Source organism: Legionella sp. ST3F1, from assembly GCF_048553315.1.
Classification (GTDB): domain Bacteria; phylum Pseudomonadota; class Gammaproteobacteria; order Legionellales; family Legionellaceae; genus Tatlockia; species Tatlockia donaldsonii.
On sequence record NZ_JBLZIO010000025.1, the window covers coordinates 13,703 to 33,478 of the forward strand.

Sequence of the window (19,776 nt, forward strand, 5' to 3'; positions counted from 1 at the left end):
ATCAATGTTAAAAATACCATTAAAACGTTTACTGCCTTTGCTTATATTACTTCTATTATTGTTTTTATTCTTCTATTTTCGGTTAGGGCAATACTTAAGCTTTGATTCATTAAAAGAACATCGAACGCAACTCATTACCTGGACTAAAACACATTATTTGGCTACCGTTTTAGCCTTTATGGGAACCTATATTCTGACTGTGGCAATCGCTGTACCAGGCGCACTTTTTTTAACTCTGACAAGCGGTTTTTTATTCGGTATTTTTTGGGGAACCCTCTATGTCATTATCAGTGCCACTATTGGAGCGACACTGTTATTTCTTGCAGTGCATAGTGCACTTGGAGAATGGCTTAGCCAAAAAACCACACAATGGATAACAAAAATGAAAAAAGGATTTCATGAAAATGCTTTTTCTTATTTAATAATCCTAAGACTCATACCCGTCTTCCCTTTCTGGGCAATTAATATTGTTTCGGGACTTTTAAAAGTAAAACCAAAAACATTTATTCTTGCTACCTTTATTGGCATTATTCCTGGTGCTTTCATTTATGCCATGATTGGCAATAGCTTGGGCTTGATATTTGATAGAAATGAAAAACCCGATTTGCATATTGTTTTTTCTCCGGAAATTTTGTTACCTTTAATCGCCCTGGCTTTACTATTATTTTTACCCATTATTTACCACCAGCTAAAGGAAAAGCATAGAAGGAAAAAAAGAAACACGTCATTGTGATTTGGCTATTATCATTGTGGGTGCTGGTGGTTTAAGTTTGGCTGCAGGCGCAGCACAACCAGGTGTAAAGGCCGCGTTCGTTAAACACAACACAGAGGTTCTTTACCAATTTTGTCATAACTGGTTGTAATGGCGAGCGAATTCAAAAGACTGCGCCGTACACACCACCCTGTAGCAATACGCCGTAATACGGTGTAAAAAGACTTATTGTTAAGATCATCAGGGATGATGCTATGTTAGAACAATCAATTCGTCCGCTCTATCAAAGTTTATTAGTAGAACCCGCTGTGCGATGGATTGGCCACCGCATTGATCCATTCGCTATTACAGTGCTTGCGGGCATACTGGGATTGCTTTTTATTCCAGCCCTACTTTTAAACTATCCTTTAGCTGCAATTGCCTTATTATTAGCTTCCGCTACTGTGATACCTTGGACGGGACACTAGCTCGTTTTCAAAAGAACACCACGGCCTTAGGCACTGTTCTTGATATTGTAATGGACCGTTTTGTTGAGTTCAGTACTCTCTTGGGATTGTATCTACTCGCTCCCAATACTCGTGCACTCGCCACGATTTTTATGCTGGGCAGTATTTTATTTTGTATCACCAGTTTTTTGGTTGTAGGCATTTTTACACCAAATAATTCGGACAAAAGTTTTCACTACAGTCCTGGTTTAATGGAGCGTGCCGAAGCATTCTCTTTTTTCATCGTAATGGTTCTTATCCCTCATTATTTTAATTTATTGGCATGGATTTTTAGTTTTCTAGTCTGTTTGACGGCAGGCATTCGGCTCAAACAATTCGCTCAAGGACAAAAAAATTAAATTTAATTGTAAATATTCCGCAAAATTCAGAATTGCAAAAAAAAATAGAACACAAAGTCACTTTATAATTCACGCACAAAATTAAAAGAGCGTCATTATGAAAGTTAGTAACTCCAAAGAAACACAGAAAGATTCACGCACTCGTGCCATCGAAAACAATCCCTGTAATATGTGCCGTGCATTTGGCCTCCCAATATGCCGCGGTCACGGTGGCGGTGGCGGAGATGGGGGTAGCGCAGGAGAAACTCAGGATAATACGCAATCTATGTCAGGATCTCCGTGGCCTGTTTCGAAACCAGTGACCGAGAATGAAAAACTCATCCAGTTTCTTCTTGAAAGTGGCATGTGGGCATTAGCCGAAGAGGCAGACTTAGAGCTTGAATTCTCTAATCTCGATGCCTTATTAACTATTAAACTGGATATGGAGAATGGTGAGCTCTTGTTTGAGGGTAAGCGTGATTTGCCTCCAGGAACTTTAGATGAATTGTTTGATGCAGTAGAACAGGAATTAGCCCTTTTTAGTCAAGAGTTAATAGATAGAAAATTAATTAATGAACCAATAAATGCTGTACGTGACCGGGAAAAAAACACATTATCTATAAAAATTCCCAGCCCGCAATATTATGATATTTTTATTCAGCGTTTATTGAGTAAAAATATACTGCCTAACCTGCCAGTTCCTGCGCTAGAGGAAAAAGAAGACTTGCAGCAAACCGCAACTAAACATTCTCCGGAAGAGCTAGCGAGCATAACAAGAACTACACCTACACCTCTGGATTTGTTTGATATTAGCCGTGGTCCAAGGCCTAAAATTGAAGCATAGCATCGATAACAAATTAACTGAAAATCAGGGCGAGGGATTGCCCATTCTTCTCTAACCCCCCTTGCTATTTCATACTGAAAAAGACGTGCTGTTGCTGCAGCACATTGTAATCTTCTCTCCAGAATACAACTCTGTTTTTCTTTATTGCTGGCCAATAATCACATAACCAATCCGTCAAGGTCACTGAATAAATTGTTGCTAACTAATTTCCTCAAGAAATCGCTAATTAACTTCCCTCTATGAGCTATAATTTTTTAACCCATGTTTGAACGCTTTGCTGCAGGAATCAATTTATGGGGGCTACAAGCGCGGAAAAAATTAGGATTTTTTTATGTGGGGATGTCATGACTGGCAGAGGAATTGATCAAATCCTCGCTCATCCAACCAACCCGAGAATTTATGAGTCTTATCTCACTGATGCCAGAGATTATGTACGACTTGCTGAATCAGTGAACGGCTCAATACCTTATCCTGTCAATGACAATTATTTATGGGGCGATGCTCTAAAAGAATGGCAGCTTCACCAGCCCCAGCTAAAGCTTATTAATCTCGAAACCAGTGTTACAAGCCATGATATCCCTTGGCCCCACAAAGGGATAAATTATCGTATGAACCCAGACAATATAACTGCATTAACCGCGGCAAATATTAATGCCTGCACACTTGCCAACAATCATATCCTGGATTGGAATGTGGAAGGTCTAAGGGAAACCCTTTCAGTTCTGCAAAAAAATCATATTGCTTATGCTGGCGCTGGCGAAAACATGGTAGAGGCACAGAAACCTGCTATTCTTCCCATTTCTAAAAAACGTATTTTGGTATTCTCTATGGGGCTTCGCTCAAGTGGCATTCCTTCTGAATGGCAAGCCACTCAAAATCAGCCAGGAGTTTGGTTACTTGATGATTTAAACACTAACTCACTCAAGCAGGTTCAGGAAAAAATTGCCAGCTATAAAAAAACTGGGGATCTCTGTATCGTCAGTATCCATTGGGGTAGAAATTGGGGCTATCATATCCCCTTCGCTCACCAACTGTTTGCTCATGAACTCGTGGATCAAGCGGGAGTTTGTTTAATTCACGGTCATTCATCTCATCACCCGATTGGTTTCGAAATTTATAAGAATTGCCCCATATTTTATGGCTGTGGTGATTTTATTAATGATTATGAAGGGATTGACGGCCATGAAGAATTTAAGACTTATTTGTCTTTAATGTATTTTCTAGAATTTGATGCACAGAGTTTAGAGTTTTTACGTCTCGAAATAGTACCCTTGTCGCTAAAAAATTTTCAGCTCCACTCTTCCCGCTTTGAAGATTGCCAATGGTTAGCCCATACCTTAGAGCAAAAATCCTTTTTTTCCGCAAATAAACTCCTGTTGAATGACCATGGGCATATTGTTGTGGAGTTAAACTCGGCTTTTTAATCGATATAGATATAAGGTTGCTGCTTTTTATCAAGCCAATGAAGAAGTGTTGATAAATGCCGTTTATCTATTGCTACACAACCATGAGTGCCTTTGTTAGAAGAGGCTAATAAGTGCATAAAAATAGCACTTCCAGCGCCAGGAATAACAGGATCCGTATTGTAATTAATTACCAAACCCATTTTATATTCATCAATCAACATTGGCTCGTAACTTTTGGCATCCGTTTTACCATTAACCCAGGTGTTATAACTTTTAGAGTTTACATCATCGACAAATTTATCCTCTGCAGTAATGTATTTATAATCCATTTCAAGTGCTAACGGTTGTGAACCAAATGCTGGTCCTAAAGAATAGAAACCAGCTGGGGTTTTCATATCCCCTTCCTTCTTTTCCCCTAAAGAGGCTACACCAGCTTTACCGATCACTACAGGAAACGGGGGCATTGTATCCTGCCACACTTTTCCTTCTCGCTGACAGGTACTCATTTCTGCTTTAAAACCATCCGTTGATTTGACAATAACTAATTGTGACGTGGATAAGGGTAAATCTTGCTGCTTCATGGTACTCACAAGTTTCTGGCAATTGTCACTTGCATTTTGCTTTGATTTCTCAATCATCAAAATAGCGAATGCAAGAGCCAAAAAAGCAATGATTAATTTATATCTCATAGTATGGGATCTTCCACATTCATAGCAGGAGGGGTATCAATAAAGCGCTTTTTAAACATCTGTGGTGAAAGTGCCTTAGTATCCAAGGCATCAAGATAAACCAATTTAAAAAATCCTTTGTTTGCTGGTGAATTAATCTCTGGATTTTCAGGGTAATATTTAAGCAACGGTAAAAAAACTGCCTGACCAATCATATAGCGCTTATCCCCATTAGCAGGAGAAAGCCCCCAGACATTTTGATAGGTGATTGCTTCCACCTCTTGATTTATTTTCTTTTTGCCCACATACAACATAACATGACCATTAATATAAATAATAGTCATAAGCGGATGCCCCTTTTGCTGCAACAAATTAAGACGTGTCTCCAGTTTATTGTTTGACAAATCCACAGTTGAACTCAACTTTGCCTGTTGCGCTGTGTTTCTAGGCAACCAAATACCAAAGGGGGTAAACAAACTTTTCATTTCCTGAGAGCAGTCATTAAAAAAGAAAGCACCACCCCATCCGTATGGACGATTCTGTAATTGTTTGATGAGCTTGGCCATATTTTTTTTCGATGCGGCCAACGGCATTACACTTGCAGCGTTTTTACTCACACTACCCATTGTCACCACTGCTTGCTGATGTGCATTTTTTACTGGAATTAAGATGGAAATTGTCTCTTCATTACGCTGGGCAAGAGGGAATACAGCACCAATGTAACCTGTAAACTGAAAATGTTGCTGCTTATCAACTACCGTTGCGCCTGTTTCAGTTATAGCCACAAGGCCCTTCTGGGCAGCAGCTTGCCATTGACCAATGAATCCACTTGATGCATAGGCTATATCGCTGCTTTTAACCCAGGCAAAATAGGCATCTGGAGTTAATACTAACGACCAGGCCTTATCTTGTGAAACAGCAAAAACATAAAGCGGTGTTCCCGCCCAAATGACAGACTCTTGTAAGTTATCAAAAGGAAAACCTTGTCCGGGCAGACTGAAATGAAAAAAATCGGGGGCCATGTCTGGTAAGGCGCGCGCATAAGTATTATTAACGGAAATCGCTTTGTTCTTTTCTTGATATTCAACATTATCCAGCGCATAAACATCCATATTCTGCTTAATTTGATTTAACCAACTCTCATCATGTTCTTTAAAATTCTCGGCATAATGACGATCAGCCCCAGTCTTATTTTGATTATCAAAATCGTCTAAAATTTGGAGTTCAATCTTTTTCACCACAGGTAAAATGGATTTCACCATTTGCTCGCTCCATGGTGAGAGCGCTTGCGCGTCAGTTGCGTAGTAATGTTTATAGAGTTGTTGTAACTGAGCAGCTTGATAGTCAGGCTTTAATAACGAGACTTCATAATCTGCGCTATCTGAAGGTAGGTAATCATTAGTATTTTGCGTATAGGCCTTGATTGAAAAATCATAAATAGGCACCTCTACTGCATAAGATAGCGAAAAAAACAGCATGAGAAAAAAAGTGATAAGTCGTTTACTTAACTGCTCGCCATTCAATCGACCACTCAACATCTGAACCAACCCACAGAAATAAAATTCTGTGAATTATATCACAAAAAAAACCTCTTTATTCGCAATTAGATTAAATTTCAACCAAATCAGGGCGGGCACTTACGGAGTACTTCAGTTTTTGAAAACCAGACAAAAAGAACAGTCCTCATTGCGAACAAAGTGAGGAAATCCAGTTCAAATCTTATGCAATATCATCTAGATTGCTCACCAAGGCTCGCAATGATTAAAGACACCTACTACCCTGTAAACGATTATAAAATAAGTCGCTCTTAACCAAACGCAGTTATTGGTGTTGTTGCTGCTAACATTGGTTTAGAGAGTGGTTGTGGATAGTGAGAAGAGACCGTTAATTTGGGCATGTAAAAAAATGCTACTTCACCGTATTTTGTTGGAGAAACCAGTTTTGGCTCTTTATTAGGTTGCTTCTCGCTCCCCAGTTTGTTTGCATAATCAGGAATTACTTGTGATTCCTTAATTTTGTTTAAAACGTGCGCAGGAACAGTAATAAGCCATTGTAATAAAAAATTAAACGAGAGACTTGAGCTTACTTGTTGTTGCTTCTCGCCGCCCATCTCTTTTTCCAGTTTCTTGTTTTTAGTTTGTTGTCTATGATCAACAATTAAAGCATGCACCGAAGCAAACGTTAACGCAGTCATGCCTAAAATAGCCCGCTCAATAGGCTGAAAAGTCTGCAATTTTATAGGGGATAAAAAGAGTACCGTACTTATCGTAAGCATCACATATTTATAAGCAGCCAAACCATTTTTTAAACCTTTTAGGAGAGGTGGTAATACTAATGCATTTTCTTCTTTTAGCTTATCAGTCAATTGCTGATGTAAGGCGCTAAGGCGTTCGATTTTTTGTATTATTCTATCATTGAGTTCCAGCTCGCCATCAGCAAGTTGTTTACCTAAATAAGTCATTTCCTTTTGATATAAAGCTAATTCAACATGAATTTGTGCCCTGTTCAACTGGCGCTGTGAATTGATTTCATCATAAACTCGCATTACCAAATTACCCAGCAAATAAAATCCACAAAAAACCGTAATGACTGTTAGCATATTAGGCGTTAAAACACAAAGTCCAAGCGCTCCAATATAGGGATTGAGACCATCAACTAGACCCATGGCTGCTGCAGACAATAAAGCATGGTTTCTTAACTGTTGCGATTGTCCTTTTATGTATTGACGCAACGCTTTGATTTCCTCTGGATTCGCGTCATCTATCGCTTCAACGATAGAAAGCAGCATTTCATTATCTGCCAATAGCGCTCTGCGTTGTTCAGCAACACGACGATAAAAAACACGATTCAGTATTGATAAACCACCTAACAACACTCCCGCAGGAACAATAAGAGGGCGTAAATCCTCAATCTCAAGCAGACTCATTAAAGTAAACGTGCCGCTTACAGCACGATAAGCATTTCTTAGCGCCTTGAGGGAGTCGCGGGTATAAGGCCAGGTCACTGCAATGTACCGCTTAAAAAGATTTTTGTCTTTGTCACTGAAATGATTGGCCAAGAGTGAGAAAGCAACAAGACCAATACCGCTTGACGTTGCAGTAGCCATACCACCCGGTGTTTTCATCCATGCCTGCATAGATTTGGTAGCTAAATCACCATTTGCAAGAAACACATCGAAGTAATATTTGATCATGCTACCGGATAGTTTGCCGCTATCGATAGCCAAATACAGCGAAAATAAATGAAATTTTTTGGCTAAAAATCGTCCCTTCTCATCCACTTTGCGGGTAAGTTGAAAAATATAACCTGATTCATGAGATTTATTAGGGACAGTTGATGTCATATAGGCCAAAAGCAATACGTAGTTAAAAATTGCCATAATTGTACTAATTTGCCCAATAAATGACAATTAAATTCTCATACTGTAATTAATAAAAACAAAATAATGCTTTCTTTTTCATTACTTCCTTAAGCCACCAGAATTAATTTAATTCGCAAAACTTCATTATTAATTAATAGATTAGTCCCCTATTGGCGCTGTCCAATACGGGACTTAAGGATAAAATGAAGGAGAAATCATAAGCATTAAATTTACTGCACTTTCTCCAAGTACCAATTACTCGAACCAATCCCATGATCTTGCACTTGCTCTTCAAGAGACAATAAATGCTTCTCAAAAATAGAAAACGCCTGTTGGAAATAACTCAATGTTTTATAACCGTTTTCAAAAAAAACTGCGACGTTTTTTTGCAAAATTTCTTGTGGCTGACGCAAATCATTTAATTCTTCCGGTCTTAAATAGGAAAAATTTTGCAGCGTTCTAAAATTTAGAGTGATTAACTCTTGTATAGGCCTCTGGATATGGTCAGGTACATTTTTAAGATAGGTTTGTTCTAACATGATACCCTCCTTTTATGCTGCAGCGCACAATAAAAGCATAGCCTATTCACATTGATTGTCAATAAATGCACAAGGAGGGGAACACTATAAACCATGGATAATAAGGTTATGTTCCTTTTATGGTCTGCTGTTGTACCTGCCTAATTTGCTGTTGCAATGAAGCTTGTATTTTTTGCATTTGAGCCTGGGTTTGAGCATTCACCTTTTGGATTTGCTCCTGTAATTGGGCCTGCATTTGCTTCATCTGCACTTGTAGCTGTCCATTCAGTTTATCAATTTGCTGTTGTTGCTGGGCTTGAATCTGTTTCAATTGACCTTGTATCTGGGTATTTAATTGCTGGATTTGTTGTGCTGAAGAATCAACGCTGGCTGCATAAGTCGATAGCGGTAACGCCGTTGAAAACATTAAGGAAAAAATCAATTTGCTCTTTTTTTTCATCGTCAACTCCTGTGGTAAAATAGATGTCCTCGTCAATTACTTTAACGAATCTGATTTTGAATGCAACACTAATTTTGTAGCATTCTCGGTTAAAAACAACACCAGTAAAAAGTTTTTTATTTCATGCATTGATCTATTGACCTTAACGTTACGTCAGCCCTTATCGTGTGTTTTGTCAAATAGAGGAGACAAAAATGCCTTATACGGTAAAAAAATTAGCTAAGTTATCCAATGTTAGCCCACGTACTCTTCGTTTTTATGATGAGATTGGTTTATTAAAACCAGCTTATTACGGTGATAATAATTATCGTTATTATGAAGAAGAGCAGCTTTTGATACTGCAACAAATTTTGTTTTTCCGTGAACTTGGTTTTCCTCTAAATGATATACAGAGGATAGTTTGTAGTCATGACTTCGACAAAATTGATGCCTTGAATACTCACAAAACAATCCTCTTAAGAAGTCTTGCCAGGACAGAAACACTGATCAAGACAATTGACAAAACCATCTCCCATCTAAGAGGAAAATTAATCATGAAAGAGATTGAAATGTACGAAGGCTTTAATGCAGAAAAACAGCAGGAATATGAAAATTACCTGCTTAATAGCGGTACGCTAAGCCAACAAGAAATTGATGAGAGTTGGCAAAATGTACGTCATTGGAAAAAAGGTCATTGGCAACAACATCAAGAGGAAGGTGAGAAAATCAATCGAGAGCTGGCTAACGCAATGAATAACCATCTTAAACCCGAGGATAAAGAAGTACTGGCCTTGATTCAACGACATTATAACTGGGTAAAAAATTTTTGGACACCTACCCGATTAAGTTACGATGGTCTAGGGCAAATGTATCTCAATCATCCTGATTTCAGAAATTTTTATAACGCCTACCATCCTGATCTAGTGGAGTTTTTAGTAGCCGCTATGAAAATTTATGCCAAGGCTAATCTAACTTAAATCACTCTCCAGGCCAATTTTATTAATTGGCCTATTCTACATAAGCCGATTTGTTCTAATAATGTGTTCGGTAAACAGGCTACGTAAATAAAACCCTCTGGGTAAGGTTAAAATTTTATTTCCCTCATTATCAAACCCATAGCATAAGGATTTAGCATTAGCAGCCTTGGGTCGAACCTGCAAATACTGGCCAATTCGGCCATTAATTTCATCCAATTGGCCAGTGCTAATCATAAGGCTAAGTTCACGCCAATCATTTGCCAGAATTGCTTCTTCCGCCTGATTGGGAGACCATAAAAACCCCCGCCCTATTCGCCGTTGTTCAAAAGGAATAGTTTTATCGCCTTCAATCGGCAACCACAGGACCCGCTTTAATTTTGCATAGCATTGTGAAGACAGCCAATCTTGCTGGTGGAGGGTTAACAAGGGAATACTGGTGACAAACGTCGACTCAGCCGGCTTACCTTGTGCATTGAGTGGTACGGTTTTTAATTCAATACCAAGTTGCGTAAAATCAGGTACAGGCTTCGTACCTGCAGTTGTTCCAAGTGCTAGTTCGATTGCAAGCCCCGCCCAACCTTTGCGCTTGTTTTGCTCACGTGGGATACTAATCTGCAAGAGGTTTGCCAGTTGCGCAAAACTCAAGCCTTCAATTAATTGACATCGCGCGAGGAGTTCTGCTTCATCCTTCACTGGACGCTTTGACAACAGAGGGTTCATTTTGACCTTCTTTTAGTTCGATGCTAATCGGCGGAATAGGAGGTTTGACCCCGGCCGCTTTAAATTGGGCTGTAATAGCAAATAGGACCTTGGAACGGATCTCAAACCGTGTATGTAGTTGCACATTAATAAAATAACGCACTTCAAATTCAATAAGTGCATCATCAATTTGCTTCAAAAACACCTGTGGCGGAGGCTCATCAACTATTTCAGGAATAATTGCCAAAACATCTAAAATCAGTTGCTGGATCATTGCTGGATCATCTGCTCGACTAACTTTGATAGGAATTACAGTACGGACAATGCTGTCTTGATGTGTCCAATTGGTAAATGGCTTATTGAAAGTCTCGGCATTAGGAATCAGCACTTCCATATTATCCCAGGAAGATACTCGCATCGAACGAATACCAATATGAGCCACCCGTCCTTCATAGGTTCCTAAAGTAATTAAATCACCTTCACGCACAGGACGCTCGATGAGCAACATTAATCCACCAACCACATTGGACGCAAAATCGCGTAGACCGAATCCCATACCTACAGCAAGGCCCCCAATGACCATCGACATACCACTAAAATCCAGTCCCAAAACGCGCAAAGTAATGAAACCACCAATCAAAATCACTGCGTATTGCGTAAAGACCGATAAGCTATTACGAATGCCCGCATCTCTTGCATCCCGGTAAAGCCAACGGTAACAAAATTCCCGTGTCCATTTAGCAGCCCAAACAAATACAGATGATAAAATGAGAAACTCAACAATACTGGTGATTGTAATATATATTCCCGACAAGTTGACGAGTGGATATTTGCTAAGTCCCTCTACCCCAGCCATGACAGCTGGATCTGAATACCAACCAAATAACTGAAATAAAACAAGCACGCTAAAGATGAATAATAAAACACGTAATATTTTATCCAAAGGTTTTAGTAAAACTTCAATCCAAAGCCATCCATTACTTAAAGAAGAAATCATCCACTCGGATATCAAATCCAAGACATCCACAATGAGTCCTCTACTCACGACATAGGCAGTAATTACTAATAAAATTTGCACCTGATAACGACTCATTATCCAAGCCAAATTGATGTATCCCACTAACCCTATAATTGCCGTAGTGAAAACAGTTAAGGGGATTAAAACCACCAGCAACATAACAGCGTTACGGAAATATCTTTTTTTGGTTTTCAAGAGTGGGTGCAGTAAATGAGTAATCACTTCCCTGCTCTTCCAACTCACTAGTGAAACAGCAAGTAAGAACAGCATAAATAAACGATTAAAGATATCTTGTAACATCGATGAGAGAGGAAGCAGATGACTAATTACCATCAGGGCACTAGTCCACCCTCCGGCTAATAAAAGCCACTTAATACGGTAATACAAGCGGACATCTGTACCCGAAGAATCACTTACCCTCTCTAATAAGGTCAAACGAGCAACAAGAATTAGCAGGCGAAAAATAAGCCAGACAAAAAATAGATTTAGCAACAATTGATAATTGGAAAAAGGGACTTGATTTAAATAAAGTACCAACATAATTGCTGTTGCAAAAGCCAAATGGGGAATATTACGACTCAGCAAAGTTATAGCGCCATCATAAAGATGGGCAGATAAACGCGAACGTTCTCTATTGCGCGTCAACCGCTTTAATACCTTATACAAACTAAAAGCACCAAGAACAACTAACAGTAGCACCACCCACATGAGCGCTGCTGGCAAGACATCCTGCCAAACATAGTTGTCTCTTACCTTCAAGCTGAGTGACTTGAGGTAATTGTATAATTGAGTAGGTAGATGAACTAATTGCTGAATAATGGATAACCAGCTATCCATTCGATACTCACTTAGCGTTTGCCGTACAGATAATTGTTTTTTTAATTCCTGTTCGTGATTCTCAAGATCTTCTTGCAGGGTTTGTTGTTGGATTACAAGACCTTTAATGCGCGAATTAATAATAGTTAATAAGGTTCCGAATTGCTGATTCAAATTTGAATCAGTTATATGAATCTGCTCATTATTAATCAGTACTTGTATTTTCTTCAGCGATTGCTCCATTTCAGACAAGCGCATAATACTATCTTTATAAATAGCAGTTATTCTTTGCAAAGTACCTACATTCGGATTTTTTTGCAGTAAATAATCTGCCTTGACCAATTTTTTTTGTAAATCAACTTCGGCTATCTTATGCTGTGTGAGGCTAATAATCTGATTATTTAAGAGTAGCTTTGCTTCAATAAGGTAGCTTAGCTTAGTATCATTGTTGTTTTTAATGTCTTGTTGCAGTTTAATACTGTTTTCATAAAGTCTGGTTAGCGCATCATTGAGGCGGCTATCCTGGTTACGCAATTTTTCCAATTGCTCATTCATTTGCTCTTTAGCTTTCCACAACTTAAGATGCTGCTTTTGTAAAACCAACGTATCATTATAGCGATTGGCCAGCACTAAATTTTCAGTAAGCAACTCTATTGTTTTTTTATTCACCTCATTTAAGGTGTTAATTTTATCAATCCGCTCTTGGGAGCTTATCTGCACTGATTGAGCTAAAGGCGTTTGTTGCAGTCGTTTTAAATGCTGAGTAAAATCCTGTTGCAATTTTTTTTGGTTGACAAGGAAGCTCTCAAGGCTAACTAACTTAGCCTGATTTAAAGCCATCAATTTTTCATTGTCCTGACGCAACTTTTCATAATCAGCTACACTGGCTGGTGATTCGGTAAGCTTTATATTATTAATTGCCAGGGTCAAATTAATCTTTTCCTGTACGAGGTATTCGATTAATTTATTCGCGCTGCTAACCGATTTGGCAAAGGCAGGCAACGATGCGAATTGAATTGAAAGAAAACAAAACAAACAATAATAAACCAAGCCCCTGCAAGCAGAGGCTGTACTACTTAATAACGAAAATTTATTTAATTTGTGACGTAGGTGCAAGACGGATTCCTAACTCATTAAGTTGTGCATTTCCAACCGCAGTCGGCGCGTTAGTCAAGAGACAAGCCGCTGATTGTGTCTTAGGAAAGGCGATAACATCACGTATTGAATTAGAATCTGTCAATAACATGGCTAAGCGATCAATACCAAGCGCTATACCGCCATGCGGAGGACAGCCATATTGCAGGGCATCTAGCAAGAATCCAAATTTCTCTTTCGCCTCTTCCTCTCCTATTCCTAACAAATCAAAAACAGCTTGTTGCAGTTGTGGTTGGTGAATACGAATTGAACCACCACCAATTTCATAACCATTGATAACAATATCATAAGCCTTGGCTAAGGTTTTTGTTGGGCCTTGTTTTAATGCAGTAATCGACAACTCCTGGGGAGATGTAAAAGGATGATGCATTGATTGTAATTGGTTTGTTTTCATGTCAATTTCAAACATAGGCCAATCAACCACCCATAACAAACGCCAACCGGGTTCTACCAATTTATTATCGTGCCCTAATTTTATTCGTAGTGCCCCCATAGACTCATTCACTAACTGAGCATGTCCTGCACCAAAGAAAATAACATCACCAGTTTTAGCTTCAACACGCTCGAGAATAGCATTCACATTTTTTTCAGAAAGAAACTTAATGATAGGTGATTGTAGACCATCCATGCCTTGAGTAAGGTCGTTCACCTTGATATAAGCCAATCCTTTTGCTCCGTATATACCAACAAAATGGCCATAAGCATCGAGTTCTTTACGGCTGAGCTCACAACCACCGGGCAACTTCAAGGCAACAACACGCCCCTCCGGATTATCCGCTGCAGCTGCAAAAACATTGAAATCACAGCCTTTAACCAAATCCGCAATATCCACCAGTTCTAAAGGAATACGTAGATCGGGTTTATCACTACCAAAACGGCGCATTGCTTCTGCATAGGTCATTTTTGGTAGCGTTTCCGGTAATTCAACCTGTAGAATGTCTTGAAAAACCTTTTTTAACATGCCTTCAATCAGTTGTTGAATAACTCCTTCATTAATAAAGGCCATCTCGATATCAAGCTGGGTAAACTCAGGTTGTCTATCAGCCCGCAGGTCTTCATCACGGAAACAACGTACAACTTGATAATATTTATCAAAACCAGACATCATCAACAACTGCTTAAACAGCTGTGGTGATTGAGGAAGCGCATAAAACTCACCAGGATGAACACGGGAGGGAACCAAATAATCCCGAGCCCCTTCTGGTGTGGCCTTAGTCAGCATAGGCGTTTCAATATCAACAAAGTCCTGCGCATTCAGGTACTCTCTGATACAACGTATCATTCTGTGGCGCAGTGTCAGATTATTTTGCATCTCACTACGACGTAAATCGAGATATCGATAACGATAACGGAGATCTTCGTTAACAAACTGATGATCATCTGGCAAAAAGGGTGGTGTTTGCGCCTGATTCAAGATTTCAAGCCCAGTGCCAAGGATTTCAATACGGCCTGTGGCCATTTTATCATTCACCATGCCTTGCGGACGAGGGCGCACTGTCCCTTGAATCCGTACAACAAATTCATGTCTCAGCGTTTCAGCGACAGCAAATATTTCTGCAAATTCTGGCTCATAAACAACCTGTACCAGACCAGAACGATCCCGAACATCTAAAAAAATAACCCCGCCATGATCACGACGATTATGGATCCAGCCACAAATGCTCACTGACTGTTCTATCATTGTTTCGTTAATTCTTGTGCAATAGTGTGATCTCATAAAAGCCGCCTATCTAATTTAAATTTTTACTTCCGAACCGATCGATGGTGGTGCTTGCATTACGCCCAAAGAAATGATGAATTTTAACGCCTCATCAACGGTCATTGATAACTCAATCGCATCTCGTTTTGGTATCATCATCAAAAACCCTGATGTAGGATTCGGTGTTGTTGGTACAAATAGAGAAAGCATTTCTTCTCCAGTATGAGCACAAAGCTCTGGACTGGTTTTACCCGTTAGGAAAGCAAGACTCCAGAGATCTTTGCGAGGATATTCAATTAACAACACTTTACGAAAAGCCTGACTATTGGTAGCAAAAACTGCCTGAATCACTTGTTTTGCTGCATTGTATATGGAGCGTACTAATGGAATTCTGGCAAGCAATGCTTCGCCAAAAATCACTAACCGTTGCCCCAAAATATTGGTTGCGATAATACCCGTCACTAACAACAAAGCCAGCGATAAAACAACACCTAAACCTGGTAGGTGGACTCCTAAAAGCTGCTCTGGCTGGTACGCTTTTGGTAAAAGGGCCATCGTGTTATCAAGGATATCAATGATAAAACGCAATACCACAAAGGTGACTAAAATCGGTAACCAGACTACCAAACCTGTTAACAGATAACTGCGAAGATATTTAGATTTCAATCTTTATCACCTTTTGTACTGGTTGTTGATGATTTAGAGTCAGTCGTCTTTTTTTCTTCAGACGCCGGTTTAGCTGTATTATCAGAAACCACGGTGTCCTTCTTGTTTTCTTGCTTGCCTTTATTTTTAAAATCCGTTGCATACCAACCAGTTCCTTTTAACTGAAAACCGGCAGCAGAAACCAGGCGCACAGCCGTATTTTCCAAACAACGCGGACACTGCTTCGCAGGAGCATCGCTTATTTTTTGCATCAGATCGAACTGGTGATGACAACTTGTACACTCATATTCATAAATTGGCATCAACAAATCTCCACAGATGATCGGTCAGTTATATTATTTTTTCAAAAACCGTAATTATAGCTAACAAGCTGATTATGAACAATGCATGGCATGACTAAAATCAAGGCATTTTCCCAATTCGATTCATTAGGGCCCATTAATAGCCTTAATTTTTCTCTCACAGTAAGTCAATTAGGAAGAATTCATCAACAACTAACCAAACAGTTGTGACAATTTAATAGTTTCAGTTAATTTTCCCTGATACGGGATAGTTGCCAAAAGTGGCATTTCCATTTTTAAGGATAACGTAGCGATGTTTTCGGTTAAAGCCAACATCTCTTTATCCAGACAATTCGCAACCCATCCTACACAAGCTGTCCTATTATTTTTTAATACACTCGCCGTCAACAAAGCATGGTTTAAACAACCAAGACGCATGCCAACTACCAAGATTACAGGCATTTGTGTCAGGTTTAGGAAATCCAGCCAAGTTTCTTTATCGTTTAGTGGTACTAGTAATCCCCCTGCTCCTTCAACCAACAAATAGTCATGATTAGCAAATTGCCTGCTCAAGCAGAAATCGGCGATTTCATGTGCTGTTAAAGAACTACCGGCTGCCTTCGCAGCAAGATGTGGAGATATTGGCTCGGGAAACTGCCAACCATTAATTGAGTAATCCTGATTCCTATTATGTTTTTGCAAACTTAAGACATCATCATTCAGCAACTGTCCATCGCTTAGAAAACATCCGCTAGCTACTGGTTTTAAGGCCAAACCTTTTTTCTGTTGTTCATTTAAATAATCTAATAATTGGCAGGTAACATAGGTTTTACCGCAATTAGTGTCCGTGCCCGTAATAAAGAAGGTCTTCATTGTAAAATACGCTCCAAAATAGCAATAAATTCATCTGGATGTGACAAAAAAGGCATATGCGCCGCTTTATCAAACATCACATAATCAAAAGCAGGATACAGTTTCTGCATAGTCGCCATTGTCATTCGAGGTGTAATTGCATCAAGCCGTCCAAACATAAAACCAGTTGGCTTGGTAAACGTATAGAGTGATTGCCGTAAATCCCAATCAGCCAACACCTGCAATCCAGCCTCTAAACCAGATAGGGAAGGACTTGGTGGAAAGCTGTAGTTATAGGACTGATCTTTGAGCTGCAGAGCAATAAACTCAGAAATAGTCCTTGTTGGTTGAGAAGCTAATTTTTGGAAAAAATTATCAAAAATTGCCTGCTCAACGCCGGGCCAATTCTTGTCTTTGATAAAGCGTGGTGAGGAAGCAATATTTAACAAATAAGATACGCGCTCAGGTTCTTCAAGCGCCAAACGGGTAGCAAATAGACCTCCCATTGACCAGCCAGCTAAAGCAAAATGCTCGGGTAGTTGTGGTAATAACTGCTTTTTGAATACTTCCCAACTCATCACTGAACTTTGACCAAATCCAGGTAAATCAACAAGATAAAGGCAATAGCGAGCACTTAGAAGACGGGCAAGCGGCAACCATACTCGATGATCAAAGCCCCATCCATGAAAAAAAACCAAGGTACGACCTTTCCCTATAATGTTAATATGTAGATTCATAAAGACGTTGTAATTGAGAAAATAAGTAATCGATATGGGCTGGCTCATGATGATAATTCAAAATAACTCTTAAACCAGTGTCTTTTTTACTCACGGTAGGCGCACGCATAGCTTGGCAAAAAATTCCTTTTTCATGTAAGAAATGTGCATAAACCAAGGCCTGATGAGGGCAACCCAACTGTAATTGCTGAATAGCGGTTTGCGAATGTCGCCATCTTAGTGGCGAACTCTTAATAGCTTGCTGAAAATAATCAATCAAATACAACAATTTTTGTCGTCGCTCATCCGCCTCTCTAACAATGCTCAGTGTTTCCAACAAACCATAGGCGATTGCTGGACTAACGGCTGTTGAATAGAGATGAGAGCGAGCTGACTGTAACAAGGCATCTATCCATTCTCCCTGTCCTACAACCATTGCACCTTGGGAAGCAAACGCTTTACCAAAGGGTATTATTCTTAAAGGCACTTCTTTCTGGGTTAGTCCATGTTGGGCTACAGCTCCCAACCCTTGTGGGCCAAGCACACCAAAAGCATGGGCTTCATCCACAATAAGCTCTGCCTTATGCCTGGCGCATAAGCGCGCGAGTTCAGCGAGACAAGCGGTTTGCCCACTCATGCTAAATACACTTTCAGTGATTACAACTGGATTAGAAGTCATCGCTTGTAATTTAATTGCCAAATTATCCAAATCATTATGTAAAAATCGATTGTATTTGGCTTTGGCAAGTTTCAAACCATCGTAAAATGAAGCATGTGCTGCCTTATCAATAAGGAGCTCCCCTTCAAAACGAGCAAGCAAAGAGATCACACCCAAATTCGCTGTGTAGCCTGAACTAAACAAGAGCGCATCATCAACCTCTAATGCCAAAGCAAAAGCCTTTTCTAGTTCGCGGTGAACCGGATGATAGCCACAAACAACCATGGAGCCACCACTACCGGATGGATAGTTAGCGAAACCTCTTTGAAACGCTTTCTTCACTCGTTCATCTGCAGTTAATGAAAGATAGTCATTCGAGCTGAAATTAATAACGTCCCTATCATCAAAGCAGGCAGGCAGTGTTCGTTTACGATGTAAACCCTGCTGTTGCAACTGCTTTGAATAAAGGATAAGAGATTGACTAATCATGCTTCAGTAAAGGCGTTGAGCCCTAATTTCTCAAATAAAAATTTATCTTTATCGCGTTGCGGATTGTCTTCAGTTAATAATTTATTACCTATAAACACTGAATTAGCACCTGCAAAATAACATAAAGCTTGCAGCTCATCGCTCATTTCAGTGCGCCCGGCAGTAAGACGAATAGCACTCTTTGGCATGAGTAATCGCGCTGTAGCAATAGTCCTTACCAATTCAATTCCCTCTACCTGTTTGGATTTCGCTAAAGGCGTTCCTTCGACTGGAATCAAGCGATTAATTGGAACGCTTTCAGGTGGAGTTTCCATATTGGCCAAAGTCAGCAAAAACTCGATGCGGTCTTCACGGCTCTCCCCTAATCCTAAAATACCGCCACAGCAAACATTAATACCAGCCTTGCGCACATTTTCTATGGTATCCAGTCGATCACTAAATTGACGCGTTGTGGTTACCTTGCCATAGTAGGAAGGTGAGGTATCGATATTATGATTGTAATAATCCAATCCCGCCTCTTTTAGAGCACAAGCCTGTTCACGATCAAGCATGCCTAAGGTCATACAGGTTTCTAAACCCATTGCCTTGACTCCCTCAATCATGGCTTTTAATTCGGGCATCGCCTTGTCAGGAGGACAACGCCATGCAGCACCCATGCAAAAGCGCTTAGCTCCACTTGCCTTGGCTTCTTCTGCTTTAGCGAGTACCTGCTCTATTGACATTAATTTTTCTTTTTCCACATGCGTTTTATAATGGCCACTTTGTGAACAATAACCACAATCCTCTGGACAAGCACCTGTCTTGATACTTAGTAATTTCGCCAATTGCAGAGAATTAGCCGGATGATTGCTCTTATGAACGCCATGTGCGGCATAAATAAGATCGTTAAATGGTTGTTCATAAATACTGGCCACCTCATCAAATGTCCAACGTGAATTATTATTACTCACACTTCACCCCTTTTTTTTATCGTGGTGAA

20 protein-coding genes are annotated in these 19,776 nt (G+C 39.7%); 6 read left to right on the forward strand and 14 right to left on the reverse strand.

Features of this window, described 5'->3' with window-relative positions; all coding sequences use genetic code 11:
- The first annotated feature begins 4 nt into the window (after nucleotides 1-4).
- The 5 genes from ACN4Z1_RS14390 (at nucleotide 5) to ACN4Z1_RS14410 (ending at nucleotide 3,803) form a co-directional block, all read left to right on the forward strand.
- Nucleotides 5-733 carry a TVP38/TMEM64 family protein gene (locus tag ACN4Z1_RS14390; protein ID WP_064088277.1) on the forward strand — a complete coding sequence of 243 codons (729 nt, stop codon included), beginning with the start codon at nucleotides 5-7 and terminating at the stop codon, nucleotides 731-733.
- A gap of 233 nt (nucleotides 734-966) precedes the next feature.
- Nucleotides 967-1,179, forward strand: coding sequence for a hypothetical protein (locus tag ACN4Z1_RS14395; RefSeq protein WP_228363944.1), 213 nt, complete (start codon nucleotides 967-969; stop codon nucleotides 1,177-1,179).
- A complete protein-coding gene (locus ACN4Z1_RS14400; RefSeq protein ID WP_228363943.1) occupies nucleotides 1,164-1,556 on the forward strand; it encodes a CDP-alcohol phosphatidyltransferase family protein in 393 nt (130 codons plus the stop codon). Before ACN4Z1_RS14395 ends, ACN4Z1_RS14400 begins: the two co-directional genes overlap by 16 nt.
- A gap of 97 nt (nucleotides 1,557-1,653) precedes the next feature.
- Nucleotides 1,654-2,379 carry a hypothetical protein gene (locus ACN4Z1_RS14405; RefSeq protein WP_228363942.1) on the forward strand — a complete coding sequence of 242 codons (726 nt, stop codon included), beginning with the start codon at nucleotides 1,654-1,656 and terminating at the stop codon, nucleotides 2,377-2,379.
- 293 nt (nucleotides 2,380-2,672) lie between these two features.
- Entirely contained in the window at nucleotides 2,673-3,803 is a 1,131-nt protein-coding gene (locus ACN4Z1_RS14410) for a CapA family protein (RefSeq protein ID WP_228363941.1), read from the forward strand.
- On the opposite strand, the gene ACN4Z1_RS14415 is transcribed toward ACN4Z1_RS14410, so the two are convergent.
- From ACN4Z1_RS14415 to ACN4Z1_RS14435, 5 genes are all read right to left on the reverse strand, one after another.
- Complete coding sequence (locus ACN4Z1_RS14415; protein WP_228363940.1) at nucleotides 3,800-4,474, reverse strand: L,D-transpeptidase family protein; 675 nt, start codon at nucleotides 4,472-4,474, stop codon at nucleotides 3,800-3,802. The genes ACN4Z1_RS14410 and ACN4Z1_RS14415 overlap by 4 nt on opposite strands.
- The gene (locus tag ACN4Z1_RS14420) at nucleotides 4,471-5,991 is read right to left on the reverse strand and encodes an SH3 domain-containing protein (RefSeq protein WP_228363939.1); all 1,521 of its coding nucleotides are present in this window, start codon (nucleotides 5,989-5,991) and stop codon (nucleotides 4,471-4,473) included. Before ACN4Z1_RS14420 ends, ACN4Z1_RS14415 begins: the two co-directional genes overlap by 4 nt.
- A 269-nt stretch (nucleotides 5,992-6,260) precedes the next feature.
- On the reverse strand, nucleotides 6,261-7,832 hold the full coding sequence (locus ACN4Z1_RS14425) for a hypothetical protein (RefSeq protein WP_228363938.1): 1,572 nt from the start codon (nucleotides 7,830-7,832) through the stop codon (nucleotides 6,261-6,263).
- Between the two features lie 212 nt (nucleotides 7,833-8,044).
- On the reverse strand, nucleotides 8,045-8,353 hold the full coding sequence (locus ACN4Z1_RS14430; protein WP_228363937.1) for a phasin family protein: 309 nt from the start codon (nucleotides 8,351-8,353) through the stop codon (nucleotides 8,045-8,047).
- Nucleotides 8,354-8,459: 106 nt separating this feature from the next.
- Complete coding sequence (locus tag ACN4Z1_RS14435; RefSeq protein ID WP_228363936.1) at nucleotides 8,460-8,792, reverse strand: hypothetical protein; 333 nt, start codon at nucleotides 8,790-8,792, stop codon at nucleotides 8,460-8,462.
- Between the two features lie 194 nt (nucleotides 8,793-8,986).
- On the opposite strand from ACN4Z1_RS14435, the gene ACN4Z1_RS14440 reads away from it, so the two are divergent.
- Complete coding sequence (locus ACN4Z1_RS14440) at nucleotides 8,987-9,748, forward strand: MerR family transcriptional regulator (protein WP_228363935.1); 762 nt, start codon at nucleotides 8,987-8,989, stop codon at nucleotides 9,746-9,748.
- 36 nt (nucleotides 9,749-9,784) lie between these two features.
- Here ACN4Z1_RS14440 and mutH read toward each other — a convergent pair whose 3' ends face one another.
- The 9 genes from mutH to bioB all read right to left on the reverse strand — a co-directional run bounded on the left by mutH (nucleotide 9,785) and on the right by bioB (nucleotide 19,747).
- Nucleotides 9,785-10,468 (reverse strand): DNA mismatch repair endonuclease MutH, encoded by a 684-nt coding sequence (gene mutH, locus ACN4Z1_RS14445; RefSeq protein ID WP_228363934.1) that lies wholly within the window; start codon nucleotides 10,466-10,468, stop codon nucleotides 9,785-9,787.
- On the reverse strand, nucleotides 10,431-13,397 hold the full coding sequence (locus ACN4Z1_RS14450) for a mechanosensitive ion channel domain-containing protein (protein WP_228363933.1): 2,967 nt from the start codon (nucleotides 13,395-13,397) through the stop codon (nucleotides 10,431-10,433). The genes mutH and ACN4Z1_RS14450 overlap by 38 nt, the downstream gene beginning before the upstream one ends.
- Nucleotides 13,372-15,153 carry an aspartate--tRNA ligase gene (gene aspS / locus ACN4Z1_RS14455; protein WP_228363932.1) on the reverse strand — a complete coding sequence of 594 codons (1,782 nt, stop codon included), beginning with the start codon at nucleotides 15,151-15,153 and terminating at the stop codon, nucleotides 13,372-13,374. Before aspS ends, ACN4Z1_RS14450 begins: the two co-directional genes overlap by 26 nt.
- Before the next feature lie 18 nt (nucleotides 15,154-15,171).
- Nucleotides 15,172-15,801 (reverse strand): DUF502 domain-containing protein, encoded by a 630-nt coding sequence (locus ACN4Z1_RS14460; RefSeq protein WP_115221366.1) that lies wholly within the window; start codon nucleotides 15,799-15,801, stop codon nucleotides 15,172-15,174.
- Complete coding sequence (locus ACN4Z1_RS14465) at nucleotides 15,798-16,103, reverse strand: FmdB family zinc ribbon protein (RefSeq protein ID WP_115221367.1); 306 nt, start codon at nucleotides 16,101-16,103, stop codon at nucleotides 15,798-15,800. Before ACN4Z1_RS14465 ends, ACN4Z1_RS14460 begins: the two co-directional genes overlap by 4 nt.
- Nucleotides 16,104-16,295: 192 nt before the next feature.
- Complete coding sequence (gene bioD, locus ACN4Z1_RS14470; protein WP_228363931.1) at nucleotides 16,296-16,955, reverse strand: dethiobiotin synthase; 660 nt, start codon at nucleotides 16,953-16,955, stop codon at nucleotides 16,296-16,298.
- Complete coding sequence (locus ACN4Z1_RS14475) at nucleotides 16,952-17,671, reverse strand: alpha/beta fold hydrolase (protein ID WP_228363930.1); 720 nt, start codon at nucleotides 17,669-17,671, stop codon at nucleotides 16,952-16,954. The genes bioD and ACN4Z1_RS14475 overlap by 4 nt, the downstream gene beginning before the upstream one ends.
- Complete coding sequence (locus tag ACN4Z1_RS14480) at nucleotides 17,655-18,797, reverse strand: aminotransferase class I/II-fold pyridoxal phosphate-dependent enzyme (protein ID WP_228363929.1); 1,143 nt, start codon at nucleotides 18,795-18,797, stop codon at nucleotides 17,655-17,657. The genes ACN4Z1_RS14475 and ACN4Z1_RS14480 overlap by 17 nt, the downstream gene beginning before the upstream one ends.
- Nucleotides 18,794-19,747 (reverse strand): biotin synthase BioB, encoded by a 954-nt coding sequence (gene bioB / locus ACN4Z1_RS14485; protein WP_115221371.1) that lies wholly within the window; start codon nucleotides 19,745-19,747, stop codon nucleotides 18,794-18,796. The genes ACN4Z1_RS14480 and bioB overlap by 4 nt, the downstream gene beginning before the upstream one ends.
- Nucleotides 19,748-19,776 lie beyond the last annotated feature (29 nt).